The following is a 13861-nucleotide window of genomic DNA, read 5'->3' on the forward strand; positions in this document are numbered from 1 at the left end:
ACATGTGATGAGTGCCTCGAGCGAGCAGATGTCGAACGAGTCCCCGGGCGGGACGGTGACGTCGATGAGCCGGGTCCTGCCCACGGACATGACCGAGCGCCCCGCTGGTTGCCCGTTCGCCCCAGCGCCCGGCCTGGAGCGACGTCGTGGTGACGGAGCGGTGCAGCCGCTGACTCTGGCCAACGGGGCACACGCCTTCATGGTGACCGGGTTCGACGAGGCGCGCGCCGTCATGGGTGATCAGCGCTTCAGTTCCGACCGGGTCCGCTATCCCGACGCCTCCCAGCTGCAACCGCACGAGGTGGCCGCGCTGGCCGAGCGGGGCGAGACACCGGCGCGGGCGGCGGTGGAGGAACGCACCGACGGCATGTTCGTCTTCATGGACCCGCCCGAGCACACCCGGCTGCGGCGGCTGCTGACCGGGCAGTTCACCGTCCGGCGGATGAAGGCGCTGGAGTCGCGTGTGCGGGAGATCGCCGTGGAGCACATCGAGGTGATGCAGGCCGCCGGCACCGAGGCCGACCTCGTCCCTGCCTACGCGCTGCCGATCCCGTCGCTGATGATCTGCGAACTGCTCGGCGTGGACTACGCCGACCGTGAAGAGTTCCAGCACAACACCCACATCTCGCTCGCCCTCACCACCACCGACGAGGAACGGGCGAAGGCCCGCGCGGCGCTCTACGGATTCATCCAGCACCTGGTGAACCACAAGCGGCAGAACCCGGCCGACGACCTGCTCTCCGGGCTCGTCCACGACGCTGAGCCGCCGTTGACGAACGCCCAGCTGGTCGACGTCGCTCTTGTGCTGCTCGGAGCGGGGCACGAGACCACCGCGAACATGCTCGGCCTGGGCACCCTCGCGTTGCTGGACAACCCCGACCAGCTCGCCGCCCTGCGAGCCGACCCGAGCCTGATCGACAACACCGTGGAGGAGCTGCTGCGCTACCTGAGCATCATCCAGCTCGGCGTGACCCGGATCGCCACCGAGGACGTCACCGTCGGCGGCGTCGACATCCCGGCCGGCACCACCGTGGTGATCGCGACGCCCGAGGCCAACCGCGACCAGCGACACTTCTCCGAGCCCGACCAGCTGGACGTCCACCGGCCCCGCTCGCCGCATCTCGCGTTCGGCCACGGGATCCACCAGTGCCTCGGCCAGCAGCTCGCGCGCATCGAGATGCGCATCGGGTTCGCGGAGCTCTTCAACCGCCTGCCGAACCTGCGGCTCGCCGTGCCCGTCGAGGAGATCCCGCTGCGCAACGACATGCAGATCTTCGGCGTCCACGCGCTGCCGGTGACCTGGGCCTGACCACCACGAACTGACACCGGAGGTCGGGCGCCTGCGCCGGTGGACCAGCGGCGGCCGACCGCCCCGCGGTGGACAGGCGCACCGCGATACTCGAACGCAGCAGGTAGGGGCGGTCCCGCGGTTGGCCGGCAGAGCAGAATGGACGGCTCCGTGCCGGACGACACGAGGAGGGACACGATGGCCGTTTCCGTGCCAGCGGGCACGCAACCGCGTGTCGGTGGCGATGCCGAGCCGGTGCTGGGGCGTCGGGAGCGTAAGAAGCTCGCCACCCGGGCCGCGGTGCGGGAAGCGGCACTTCGCCTGTCCGTCCGGCACGGGGTCGAGAACGTCACCGTCGAACAGATCGCGGCGGAGGCGGACATCGCGCTGCGGACCTTCTTCAACCACTTCTCCAGCAAGGAGGACGCAGTTGTCGCCGCCTCGGCCGCCGGCGCCGACGCGCTCATCGCGGCTTTCCGAGCGCGTCCTCGCACCGAATCGGTGCTACAGGCACTCCGCGGGGCAGTGCTCGTCGTCATGGACGACAGCGACGCGACCAGCCACGACCACCTCGAGGCCCTCCGGCTGATACGCACGGCACCCTCGCTGGTCCCTCACCAGCTCGCCATCCTCGCCGCGGAGGAGAAGGCCCTCGCCGAAGCCATCACGGAGCGGCTCGGCCCCGGTGATTCCGGCCCGTCAGCGGTCGGGCCCTCGGCGATGCCCGGGCGCACCCCCATCTATCCGATGCTCTGCGCCGCAACCGCACTCGCCGCACTGCGGCTGGTCCTCGACCGCTGGCTCGACCAGGCCACCGGCCCCGACACCGCACCGCCGCTCGACGCCTTGCGTGGCGAGATCGACCAGGCGCTCGCCGAACTCGCGGCGGGGCTGGACCGGCCCGGCATCACGGCGGCCACCGACAATCCCTAGCGCCGCGTGATTGCTGTTCCGGCCACCGCCGACGTCATTCCACGCACCGTCGGCGGAACGTCGGACATCGCCGCTTCTGTCGGGTTTCTCGACCTCGGCCGCCCGATCCGCTCCCGCAAGCCTGAGGCAGGAAATGTCTCGAAGCTGAGCAGAGAATGTCGCCCTCGCTGAGCGTCGGGTGCGGTCAACTGAGGTGACTCGACGGCCCGGACCTCGGAAGGACGTTCATGCCCGCCATCGCGGATCCCCGAACTCACGGTGGTTCGACAGGTGTTGCCCACCCTGGCCGAACGACCTGTCCGCCGTCTGCGAGCCGTTGCGACGGTTCATGGCCGGCGATCGTGAGGCGGACCGTCGCTACCGGCTCCACCGGACATGTCTGACTCGTCAATCTGTCGGGTTGTATGGCGTCCGCCGGCGTTCCGGCAGACGCCCGGGATCTTGTCGCTCGGGTGGAGACGCCTGACACCCGTCGGGTGAGGAGTCGACGTGTCAATAGCAGGCCGTCGCGGCAATGCGCGGCCTCACCCAAGTCAGGGAAACGGTACCAATGCGGGGCATGCGCAATGACGGCGAAGACGATCGGTCGGTCGGCTGGAAGGTCCGCAGCCCAACCTGCTCCTGCTCTCCACCGGAGAACGCGCGTGAGTATGGAGTTGTCCGATCATCGGTTTCGCCTCGTCTGCCCAAACAAGGCCAAGGCGTTATGAGCGGGCGGCGGATGAATGCCGAGGCGCAGCGTCGCCGCCAGTTGGGAGAGTTCCTCAGGCTCCGCCGGTTGCGGCGTGCCCGGGACGAGCCGTCCCTCCCACCCGTCGCCGGGCGGTTCACGGGACTTCGTCGTGAAGAGGTCGCCATCCTGTCCGGCATCAGCATCGGCTGGTACACGTCGCTCGAACAGGGTCGCAATGCCCGTCCGTCCCGGAGTGTGCTCGACGCGGTCGCACGTACCCTGCGGCTGACCTGCGCTGAACATGCCTACGTCTTGTCGCTGGCCGGGTATGTGGCCCGTCCGTGTGCGGAGGATCGGACTCCACGAGAGGTGCCGACACACGCGCTGCGACTGCTCGACGTGCTCGAAGATTTCCCGGCGTACGTCGCCGACCCGGATTGGCAGATCGTGAAATGGAACAGGGCGTTCGAGGTGCTCTACCCGACTGTGGCGACCGTTCCCGAGACCGACCGCAACGAGCTCTGGCTCATGTTCACCGATCCGTACGTGCGCGAGTTGATCGAGCACTGGGAAGCCGCCGGTCGCCGGTTTGCCGCCGCCTTCAGGGCCGCTGCCGGAGACCGCCTCTGCGCCCCGTCGGTGTCCATGTTGATCGGTCGCCTCCTCGCGTCGAGCGATTTCTTCCGCGAGTGCTGGGGCGAGCACGACATCGAACCGTTCACTCCCAGCCGAGAGCTACTACATCACCCGGTTGCCGGGGACCTCGACTTGTGGCACCACCGATTGACGCCCGCGGGCCTAGCCGACCTACATATCGCCATCTGGACGCCCGAGATGTCTACGGATGCGCCAATTCGACTTTCTCGGATGCTGGAAGAGTGACAGTGGTCGCGATGGGGCGATCTGATAAGTGAATCGATAGTCAGGGGAAGCGCAACGTGAGGTTCGGTATCGCGGCCTTCGTGACCGACGAAGGTATCGGTGCAGCCGCGCTGGCTGCGGCCGTCGAAGAACGCGGATTCCACTCGTTGGCCGTCACTGAACACTCGCATATCCCGGTCAACTACACGCCACCGTATCCGGGCGCCGGCGAGCTGCCTCGGGTCTACCACCGGACACTGGATCCCTTTGTCGTTCTCTCGGCGGCCGCGACCGTGACCCGCGAACTCGTGCTCGCTACCAGCGTGATTCTGCTGCCACAGCGAGACGTGATCCACACGGCCAAGCAAGTCGCCAGCCTGGACCTCATCTCGGGCGGCCGGGTCGCGCTCGGGGTCGGGGTCGGATGGAACAGGGAAGAGATGAGCAACCACGGGACCGATCCGGCGACCCGTGGACGGAAAGCGAACGAGCAGGTGGCCGCGCTCAAACTGTTGTGGACCGAGGAGCAGGCGGAGTTCCACGGCCGGTTCGTCGACTTTCCCCCGGTATTCAGCTGGCCGAAGCCGGTCCAGATCCCGCACCCACCCGTCTACGTCGCAGGTGAGAGCCCTGCGGCACTCGATCGGCTGCGCCTGCTCGGTGACGGCTGGCTGCCCCAAGCCGCAACCCCGGTGGCGGAGCTGCGCCGGGTGCGTCAGTGGTTGTCCGATCACGGTCGAGACGCCGTGCCGACGATGATCTGGGGAGCGGGCCGGGATGAGTCGATGGTGAACGGTTATGCCGAGGGTCAGGTCGACGAAGTTCTCTTCCTGCTGTCACACCAGCCTGAATCGGAGACATTGCGCGACCTCGACGAACTGGCTGCCTTCGTCACTGGCCTCGCCTGACTTCGTCGCGCCGCACGGGACGGGTGCCGACGACGCTCGTGCGTCAGCCGTCGACGGCGGCTGAGCCGCCGGTGCGGTGTTGTGGACGAGGACGGCGCTGGGTCGGGGGCGATCTGTGGCGTAGTTTCCGCTTCATGGCCTTGATCCACCGTGCGCAGTTGAGTCCGACGAAGCACCAGTTGATCGCGAAGTGGCTGCCGACGCGGTCGTGGTCGAAGGACTCCGTGGCGAGCCAGGTCGAGCTCGTCGGCGCATATCGGTTCGACGACCCGAGCGGTGCGGTGGGGATCGAGACGCACGTGGTGCGAACCGGTGACGTGCAGGTACTCCAGGTGCCGCTGACCTACCGTGATGCGCCGCTGGCGCGTGCCGACGACTTCCTCGTCGGCACGACGGAGCACTCCGTCCTCGGGCGCAGGTGGGTGTACGACGGGTGCGGCGATCCCGCGTACGCCGCCGCTCTCGCGACGGTGATCCTCTCCGGCGGCCGGGAGGCCCAGGAGTGGGTGGAGCAGGCAGACGGCCGGAGCAAGCGACGGGAGCCGTCAATCCGGGTGGTCGGCTCTGGTTCGCCGGGCGTCGGGGCTGTCTCGGTCGACTCGGTGTCGGCCATGGACGACGGCACCACCACGACGGTCAGTGCGCCGGGGCTCGAACTCGTGGTGCGGCGCGTCCTCGGCGGGCCGACCCAAGCCGACGACGATCTCGAGAACCTCACCGGAACCTGGCCGGGGAGCGCCGAGCCGACCCCGCTGGCGTACGCACGTCGCGTGCCGAGCTAGCCGGCGACGGAGTCGGTCCCGTCGCCGTCAGGCGGCACCCAGCTTTTCGGCGAGCTCTGCCGCCTCTCGGTGTGCGGCGGCGAGTTCGTTGCGGCTCCGGTCGAGCTGGTCCGCGAGGGCAGGCACGGTCTCGGCGAGGGTGAGGTTCGTGGTGATCACCGAGACGGACATCCCGAGCGAGGAGCCGAGGATGAGCTGCAGCGCCGGGACGGCGTGGTCCCAGCCTGCGGTGGGCGTGCCGGGGTCGTAGACGCCACCCCGGCTGGTGACGATGACGGCGGGCCTGCCCTTGAGCGGCTGGGTGTCGGCGGAGCCGAAGGGCGCGGTGTGGCCGGGGACGTGAACGTTGTCGATCCAGGCCTTGAGCGTGGAGGGCACCGAGTAGTTGTAGAGCGGCGCTCCGAGAAGGAGGACGTCGGCGGCCAGCAACTCGTCGATCAGAGCCTGCTGCTGCCGCTCGGCTTCGGCTGGGGGTGCGGCGCCTGCGGGGCGGAGCCGTGCGGGCCAGTGGAGGTCGGCGTCGGCGAGATGCGGCAGCGGATCCCGGTGCAGGTCCCGTCGGGTGACGGTGTGGTCGGGTCCGAGCGCTGTCCATGTGTTCGCGAACGTCGCGGTGATCGCCCGTGACCGAGAGGTGCGGAGATCGGCCGACGAGTCGAGAAGGAGCAGGTTCGGCATGGTCCGAACACTAGCCGCTCACCCTCGCCGTGCCGTCGCTTTCGTCCGGCTCCGGTCTGGTTCCCTCTCCCACCAGGTCACGTGAAGTTCGTGGATGCCGTAGGTCGCGGCGCCGGTCGTGAAACGGATCTCCGGCGCTGCGGGTTGTCACGGTCATGAACGTGGGTGAGGCGGTGCGGTTCTCGGCAACCGCCGCCGAGCCCTGCGGGTAGCACGGGACGGCTGGAATCCGCGCTCAGCCGGGGGTCGCTCAGCGCCGCGCGCGTCGTCGTACCGGGTGACCGACCACGCGGTGCTGCCGTCCCAGAGCCAGGACCGGGACGCCGGCTCCTCACGTTGTTTGCGCATCAGCTCCGGTGCGGGATCGAACGGCAGGGGCGGGGCATGAGGAAGAAAGGACTATCGGCTCTCGTGTTCGGCATGAGAACTGCTCTGATGGTGTCGTCGTGTGCGGTTCGCAAATGATCGAAGGCCTACTGGCGGCTACTCTGTTCGTGTGCTCGAAGTGGATGTTCGCGACATTGCGCTGCTATTGCGAGGTGCTCAACTGCGTAAGGCTGCCGCGTGCGACGCGGCTCTGTCGCCGCTGGGCGCGAATCTGTCCCAGTGGGGTGTTCTGCGCGCTGTCGCGGCCGTACCGGACGCTTCCGCGCACAGCCTTGCGGTGCAGACCTCCCAATCCGACCAGTCGCTGGGCGGCGTGGTGGCCGGCTTGGTGAGCCGCGGTCTGATCGAGCGCAGGCAGGGGCCTGGACGCGCGATACGGCATCGCCTCACCCCCCAGGGAAGCGAACTGCTCGACCGCTGCGAGAAGGTGGTGGCGGAGGCCATGGTGCAGTACCTCGAACCACTCACCGGTACCGAACGCGTCCTGCTTCAGGACTTGCTGAGACGCTTGGCTCGGGCTGACTAGCCGGGATCGCCGCCGGGTGTTCTCTCCGAGAGTGACGCCGCACTGTGCTAAGTCATCCCGACCTCCACTGGCAGTAGCTATATCAAGAACCTTAGATGCGCCATTCTGGGCTGGCTGCTCAGGGTGATCGGAATTACCGTGCGGCCATCGGAACTCCTGGTGAGGATCCGCGGTCTGCACCGTCTGTTCCGATTATCCGGAGCCGCCACTGCGAGTGTGCGAGGAAACTGATGTAGGCGCCCTTGGGTCGGCCGTGCTCGCCGGCGGTAGTACGCGCCAGCGTGCTCGCGCGGCGCCGACCCCGCTGCGCGCCCGACCCCGCCGGTAGCGACGGCGAGAAGAAATGTGCGAGCGGGGTCGGGGTCCGGCAGTGGTGACGGCTCGGTCCGCGCCCAGGCCGGCGGCTGGGTGTTCAGTTCCCCGTGACCAGCACGACGCGGAAACGGGCCGCGCCGCTCGTGACCTTGGCGAACGCGGCTGCGACGTCGTCCAGCGGCGCTTCCTCGATCCACGCCCGGACACCGGTCTGCGCGGCGAACCGGAGAGTGTCCTGGGTGTCGACCGCGATGCCCGAAGCGTGACCGTAGACCCGCCTGCTGCCGTGGCAGAGCTGGAAGAGCGACGCCTCGATCTTCTCCATGCTGATTCCCGCGATCACCAGTTCCCCGCGGAGCCCCAACCCGTCGATGGTCGCCGACGCGGCCTCGCCCGATGGCGTCGTGGACAGGACGACCGTGGCTCCGCCGAGCGCCCGGAGTTCCTTGGCGACGTCGGCCGTGGTGTTGTCGATGTAGTGGTGGGCTCCGAGCTGCCGAGCGAGCCCGGTCTTGTCGCCTCGCGCGATGGCAACCGTCTCGAATCCCATCTTCGCCGCGAACTGCACGCCGAGGTGACCCAGACCGCCGAGGCCGAGGACGGCCACGGTGTCTCCCGGTCGCGCGGCGCTGCGGCGGAGCGCGTTGAACACAGTCACGCCCGCGCACGCGAGCGGAGCCGCTTCAACGGCCGTGATCTCGTCAGGAACTGCGGCGAGGGACATCGCCGGAACGACGACGACATCGGCATAGCCGCCGTCGTAGGCGACGGAGGGAACCTGGAGTTCCGCGCAGTAGACGCCGTCGCCGGTACGGCAGGCATCGCAGTGCCCGCAGCTCCCGCCGTACCAGCCGATCGCCACGCGGTCGCCGACGGACCATCCGGCCACGCCCGGCCCGAGAGCGTCGATGCGACCCGCGATCTCGTGGCCGAGGGTGAGGGGAAAGGTCACGCCGGGGTAGTGGCCGGAGCCGACCAGCATGTCCGAATGGCTGCAGATTCCGCAGGCCTCGACGATGACGCGGACCTGCCCGATGCCCGGTTCCCGTACGGGCTGCTCGACCCGACGGAAGTCGAATCCGGGGCCGGCGAGCTGCATCTGCCGGTTGATGGCCGTGGACATGGAACCCCCATAGTCATGGAAATAGCGAGAGAGCGGTCAGCCGGGAAGGAACGTCATGGCCGACGCAATGCAATCGTCAGCTACCGGGGGAGCCGGAACCAGGTTCTGACAGAGCGTGGCTATCGAACCTCGCATTCCGGACGCTGACCCGGTGGGTGGGTCCGACGAGCAGTGGATAGAACCTCGGTCACCGGGTTGACTCGGTCGGCGGATGCGTAGGTCACAGGGGTGCAGCGAAGGGGCGTGGACGTGGAATACCGGGAGATGTCCGATTTTCTGCGGAAGCGACGCGAGGCGTTGCAGCCGGAAGACGTCGGCCTTCTCCGTGGCCGGCGCCGCAGGACTCCCGGACTACGCCGGGAAGAAGTCGCCGCTCTGGCCGCCATGTCCCCCGACTACTACAGCCGGCTGGAGGGAGGCAGGGGCCCGCAACCGTCGGAGCTCATGCTGACCGCCATCGCGCGAGCCCTCCGTCTCACGCTCGAGGAACGCGACCATCTCTTCGTCCTCGCCGGCCACGGCATTCCCACGCGGTCCACGAGCACCGACCACGTCAATCCCGGCCTTCTCCGGATTCTCGACCGGTTGGAGGACACTCCCGCCATGGTCATGAACCGCCTCGCCGAGACACTCAGGGAGACGCGGTCGCATGTCGCCTTCGCCGGGGACCACAGCCACTACACCGGCCACGAACGCAGCGCGATCTACCGATGGTTCGCGAACGACGACGAGAGAGCCCTGTATCACCCGTCCGAATGGGACGGACACAGCCGCACCCTCGCTTCCATGCTGCGTTCCGTGCACGCCGTCGACGGCCCGGACTCCCGGGCCGGAGCACTGCAGCGCTCGCTCATGAGCACCAGCGCAGAGTTCCGCCATGTGTGGGACAAACACGAGGCCGGCTTCCCGCGCACCACGGTGAAGCGGTTCGAGCATCCTGCCGTCGGCGCTCTCGAACTGCACTGCCAGGTGCTGCACGACTCCGACCAGCAGCAGATGCTGCTCGTGTTCACCGCCACCCCCGGAAGTGAGAGCCACGAGAAGCTCGAGCTGCTGTCGGTGATCGGCAGCCAATGGCCGGCTGCCCAGGAGGGTCGGGGTGCCCGCGCATCCAGCCGTCCGCCCGGCGGAGAGCCTTAGCGGGCGCGCCGCGGTAGCCGGCTACGGGACGCCGGCTCCGCCTGCGGGCTCAGTTCTTGTGAAGCTCGGGGTTGAGCACGATCTGGTTCTTCTTGTGCACGACCTCGACGACGCCGCTCAGGCTGTTGCGTCGGAACAGCAGGTCGTCGTGGCCGGCGAGCTCGCGGGCTTTCACTACGCGTCCGTCGCTCAGGAAGCATTTGGTGCCGGCGGTGACGTAGAGCCCTGCCTCGACCGTGCAGCCGTCGCCCAGTGGGATGCCGCAGCCTGAGTTGGCGCCGAGCAGCGAGCCCTGGCCGACGCGGATGACCATGTTTCCGCCGCCCGACAGCGTGCCCATGAGTGACGCGCCGCCGCCGACGTCGCTTCCGTCGTCCACGGTGACACCGGCGCTGATACGGCCTTCGATCATGCTCTTGCCGAGCGCGCCCGCGTTGAAGTTGACGAAGCCCTCGTGCATCACGGTGGCGCCTTCGCCCAGGTAGGCGCCGAGTCGCACGCGATCCGCGTCGGCCACGCGCACTCCGGTCGGGACCACGTAGTCGGTCATACGCGGGAACTTGTCGATGGAGTGCACGTGAACGTCGACGCCCTGGCTGCGCAGGAGACCGCGTACTTCCTCGAACCCTTCGGGTGCGAACGGTCCCACGTTGGTCCAGACCACGTTGGCGAGCAAGCCGAACACGCCGTCGAGGCTCTGACCGTGTGGCTTGACCTTGCGCGTGGAGAGGAGGTGCAGGCGCAAGTACGCGTCGTGAGCATCGACCGGCTTGTGGGCGAGGTCGTCGATGAACGTCACCACGACGCCGCGCGGCAGCACGCGGTCGAGTCCCACTTCACCGTTCACATAGCGCGCGCGATCGCGCTCGAGTCGCTGGAGCGTGGCTCGCAACTGGCTCAGTGCGGTGACGTTCGCGTGTCGCTTTCCGTCGTTGGCGAATGGCGCGAACGTCGCGAGAGCGCGTTCCAGATCGGCGACGTCCAGGCGGTAGCTCCCGGACCCGCCCCGGTGACCGACCAGGTTCGCGAGGACCGCGGCGGTGCCGAAATTCTCCTCGCGGTTCGGCACGGGGAACCAGGTGTCGAGCACGGTCGCGTCGGCGCCGATCGTGGTGGGCTCGTCGAGCGAGTCGATCCGGAAAGTGGCCATGCCCACGCCAAAGGCTTCCGGACGGGTGTACCCGCTGCGGGCCTCGATTTCCGATACGAACTTCGCGAACTGCTCGACGTTCTCGATATTCATGGTGTCCTCTCGCGACTCGTCGCAATTGCGCCCCGGGAGCAGAGCACTTCTTAAACGTATAAGTAGCTGAGGTTCCTGAGATAGTCGGACAACCGTGAAGTGACCCGAATTACGTTGTCCCTGGACACCGAGGAGCTCATCGCGAACTGCACCACGGTCGGATGCCCGGCGTCCAGACCGGCCACTACCTGTGTGGTGCCCGACACGGCGGCGTAGCTCGACCTGTCCCGGTGACTCGTCGGGCGCACCGCTGCGGCGAGGGAATTCCGGTGTGGAGGGGACTCCACAGAGCGATCATGACTGCATGCGCGGTGATCCGGGACCTGAGTTGGCGGCGCCCTACTACGAACGCGGCAGGGAAGCGGCCCGCCTGGACTCCGCGCGCGGGCGGTTGGAGCGGGAACGCACCGAAGAGCTGGTGCAACGTCATCTACCGCCGATGCCGGCCACTGTCGCTGACGTCGGAGGCGGGCCTGGTGCCTACAGTCTGTGGCTCGCAGCCGCGGGATACAGCGTGATTCATCGGGACCTGGTCCCGTTGCACGTCCAACAGGCATCCGAGGCTGCTTCCGCCGCCGGACTCCTGATCGACAGCTCGGTCGCCGACGCACGTCATCTGGACCTGCCCGACGACTCGGTCGATGCGGTGCTGCTGCTCGGACCGCTGTATCACCTGCACGACCGCGACCAACGGCTGCACTGCTGGCGCGAGGCCCGCCGGATCGTGCGACCTGGCGGTGTCGTCTTCGCCGCCGCCATCAGCCGGTGGGCGACGCTGCTGGACGGATCGCTGGTGAAGAGACTCAGCGTGGCGTACGAGAATTTCGATGCCACGCTGGACAGGGCGCTCACCACGGGCTACCTCGACCCCCTGGAGCCCGGTGGGTTCGCGGCCTACACGCACCGGCCCGACGAGTTCATGGCCGAAGCGGAGGAGGCGGGCTTCACCGCGGCGCCGCCCGTCGCAATCGAAGGGCCGGGCTACTTCATGCTGGACGTCGAGGAACGCCACGCTGACCGGTTGGCGTGGAATGAGGTCCTTGACGCGGCACGCCGTATAGAAGGAGTTCCTGAGCTCGTCGGCATCGGACCGCACCTGCTGATCACCGCCTACTTGTCTCAGGATGCCGGCGACGTCCTCGAGTCCGTGTAGTCGTTCCGCCTCGTCGCTGACCAGAGGTCGGGTCGACCCGTCTGGTGCTCGAGATCGGCGCCATCCGTTGTCCGGGGCGATGTAGGCGGCAATCGCACGGACCTGGCATCTGGCCTGTCCGGGCATTGATCAACATTTCGGGCCCTGCGGCAGGGCATGACCCGGCTCCCGGCCCCCAACTGATGATCATGCGGACAGAGAGTCGGCCCCGGCGGCACAGCTCGCCGTTGCCGCTGCACAGTTGCCGAGCAGCCACTCGCGGATCTCGGCCCCGTGGGCGCCGAGCGCGGGCGGCGGTAGGACGGTGGGGTGGCGGAGTACGTCACCGGGCTGCGGACGCTCGGCGCGCCACCGGGTGCCACCACGGGTCGAGCCCGAGCCGCTCGGCGAGGGCCAGCCAGCTCGTCGTCGATGGTGTCCCGTCGGACCCTGACCGAGTGCGTAGGCAACGAGTCGGCCGTCGCGGCCCGGTCCGTCGTCTTCGTGCGACGCTCTAGGAGAAGCTGCGCCGACACCCGGATCGTCGTGCCGACCACGCTCGCGCTGCGTCCCGACGACGCCGATCATCGCCGACCGAGGAGAACCACGTGCCCAACCCCGTCAACAAGCTGCGCTTCGGCATCTTCATGCCGCCGTTCAACTCGCCGTCCACCCAGAACCCGACCACGTCGCTGCAGCGCAACATCGAGACGATCCAGCTGATGGACCGGCTGGGCTACGACGAGGCCTGGATCGGGGAGCACCACAGCGCCGGTACGGAGATCATCGCCGACCCGCTCACCTTCATCGCCCACGTCGGCGCCGTGACGCGCTCCATCAAGCTCGGCACCGGTGTCGTCTCGCTGCCGTACCACAATCCGCTGTGGGTGGCCGACCGCGCGATCCTCGTCGACCACCTGCTGCGTGGGCGCCTGATGCTCGGCGTGGGCCCGGGGTCGCTGCCCACCGACGCTGCGATGATCGGGCTGGAGCCGTCGGCCCTGCGTCCCGCGCTCGGCGAGGATCTGGAGGTCCTGCTGCGGCTGTTGCTCGGCGACGGCAGGGTGTCGCACAAGACCGAGCGGTACGAGCTGGTCGAGGCCGCCACGCAGCTGGCCCCGTACTCCGACCCGGTCTTCGACATCGCGGTTGCGGCCACGGCGTCGCCGGCCGGACCGATCCTGGCCGGTAAGCACGGGCTGTCGTTGCTGTCGCTCGGGGCGACCACGCGGGAGGGTTTCGACGTGCTCGCCCACCACTGGGACGTGCTGGAGGCGGAGGCGGCGAAGGCCGGGCGGCCCACCGACCGGTCGCGCTGGCGGCTGGTCGGCCCGATGCACATCGCCGAGACGCAGGAGCAGGCGATCGAGGACGTCCGCTACGGGTTCGACGTGTTCTGCGAGTACACCCAGAAGACCCTCGCGCTGCCCACGTTCCGGGCGGTGGGGGAGACCTTCGAGGAGCGGGTCGCCTGGATCAACGAGACCGGGCTCGGCGTCATCGGCACGCCGGACATGGCCATCATCCAGATCCAGCGGCTGATGGACCAGTCCGCGGGTGGGTTCGGCTGCTACATGATGATGCAGCACGACTGGGCCAACTGGGAGGCGACGCAGCGGCACTACGAGCTGTTCGCCCGCCACGTCATCCCCGCGTTCCAGCCCTCGCAGCGCCGGTTGCTCGCGGCCCAGGAGTGGGCACGTAGCCGCCACGGCGAGCTCGACGCCAAGAACGGCGCGGCCATCCAGGCCTGGACGGACAAGTACGCCGCCGAGCGCAAGCAGGAAGACAGCACGCAGGCCTGACACACGAGGCCGACGTCGGCCCATGAACGTCCTGTTGTCACTGCTGACGTTCATGGGCCCACACTCG

At 68.3% G+C, this 13861-nt stretch carries 12 protein-coding genes; 9 read left to right on the forward strand and 3 right to left on the reverse strand.

All coding sequences use genetic code 11. From position 1 onward, the window contains the following. The first annotated feature begins 7 nt into the window (after window positions 1–7). The 5 genes from ACQPZQ_RS18045 (at window position 8) to ACQPZQ_RS18065 (ending at window position 5445) form a co-directional block, all read left to right on the forward strand. On the forward strand, window positions 8–1309 hold the full coding sequence (locus ACQPZQ_RS18045) for a cytochrome P450 (RefSeq protein ID WP_433297209.1): 1302 nt from the start codon (window positions 8–10) through the stop codon (window positions 1307–1309). A 177-nt stretch (window positions 1310–1486) separates the two neighbouring features. After that, window positions 1487–2221, forward strand: a complete 735-nt coding sequence (locus ACQPZQ_RS18050; RefSeq protein WP_433297211.1) for a TetR/AcrR family transcriptional regulator — start codon at window positions 1487–1489, stop codon at window positions 2219–2221. Window positions 2222–2942: 721 nt separating this feature from the next. After that, on the forward strand, window positions 2943–3776 hold the full coding sequence (locus tag ACQPZQ_RS18055; RefSeq protein ID WP_433297213.1) for a helix-turn-helix transcriptional regulator: 834 nt from the start codon (window positions 2943–2945) through the stop codon (window positions 3774–3776). A gap of 56 nt (window positions 3777–3832) precedes the next feature. Then, window positions 3833–4663, forward strand: coding sequence for an LLM class F420-dependent oxidoreductase (locus ACQPZQ_RS18060; protein WP_433297215.1), 831 nt, complete (start codon window positions 3833–3835; stop codon window positions 4661–4663). A 134-nt stretch (window positions 4664–4797) separates the two neighbouring features. Then, a complete protein-coding gene (locus ACQPZQ_RS18065) occupies window positions 4798–5445 on the forward strand; it encodes a CG0192-related protein (RefSeq protein ID WP_433297217.1) in 648 nt (215 codons plus the stop codon). 27 nt (window positions 5446–5472) lie between these two features. On the opposite strand, the gene ACQPZQ_RS18070 is transcribed toward ACQPZQ_RS18065, so the two are convergent. Further along, window positions 5473–6123, reverse strand: coding sequence for an FMN-dependent NADH-azoreductase (locus ACQPZQ_RS18070; RefSeq protein WP_433297220.1), 651 nt, complete (start codon window positions 6121–6123; stop codon window positions 5473–5475). Between the two features lie 496 nt (window positions 6124–6619). Between ACQPZQ_RS18070 and ACQPZQ_RS18075 the strand changes: the two genes are divergently transcribed. Further along, window positions 6620–7036, forward strand: a complete 417-nt coding sequence (locus ACQPZQ_RS18075) for a MarR family winged helix-turn-helix transcriptional regulator (RefSeq protein WP_433297222.1) — start codon at window positions 6620–6622, stop codon at window positions 7034–7036. A gap of 412 nt (window positions 7037–7448) precedes the next feature. On the opposite strand, the gene ACQPZQ_RS18080 is transcribed toward ACQPZQ_RS18075, so the two are convergent. After that, window positions 7449–8474 (reverse strand): alcohol dehydrogenase catalytic domain-containing protein, encoded by a 1026-nt coding sequence (locus ACQPZQ_RS18080; RefSeq protein WP_433297223.1) that lies wholly within the window; start codon window positions 8472–8474, stop codon window positions 7449–7451. A 249-nt stretch (window positions 8475–8723) separates the two neighbouring features. On the opposite strand from ACQPZQ_RS18080, the gene ACQPZQ_RS18085 reads away from it, so the two are divergent. Beyond that, entirely contained in the window at window positions 8724–9614 is an 891-nt protein-coding gene (locus ACQPZQ_RS18085; protein WP_433299271.1) for a helix-turn-helix transcriptional regulator, read from the forward strand. Window positions 9615–9663: 49 nt separating this feature from the next. On the opposite strand, the gene ACQPZQ_RS18090 is transcribed toward ACQPZQ_RS18085, so the two are convergent. After that, a complete protein-coding gene (locus tag ACQPZQ_RS18090; RefSeq protein WP_433297225.1) occupies window positions 9664–10857 on the reverse strand; it encodes a tetrahydrodipicolinate N-succinyltransferase N-terminal domain-containing protein in 1194 nt (397 codons plus the stop codon). A 304-nt stretch (window positions 10858–11161) separates the two neighbouring features. Here ACQPZQ_RS18090 and ACQPZQ_RS18095 point away from each other — a divergent pair, with 304 nt between their 5' ends. Both ACQPZQ_RS18095 and ACQPZQ_RS18100 read left to right on the forward strand, forming a co-directional pair. Next, a complete protein-coding gene (locus ACQPZQ_RS18095) occupies window positions 11162–12010 on the forward strand; it encodes a class I SAM-dependent methyltransferase (RefSeq protein WP_433297227.1) in 849 nt (282 codons plus the stop codon). Window positions 12011–12597: 587 nt separating this feature from the next. Continuing rightward, on the forward strand, window positions 12598–13794 hold the full coding sequence (locus ACQPZQ_RS18100) for an LLM class flavin-dependent oxidoreductase (RefSeq protein WP_433297233.1): 1197 nt from the start codon (window positions 12598–12600) through the stop codon (window positions 13792–13794). The last annotated feature ends 67 nt before the right edge of the window (window positions 13795–13861 follow it).

Source organism: Pseudonocardia sp. CA-142604 (genome assembly GCF_050948475.1).
Classification (GTDB): Bacteria; Actinomycetota; Actinomycetes; order Mycobacteriales; family Pseudonocardiaceae; genus Pseudonocardia; species Pseudonocardia alaniniphila.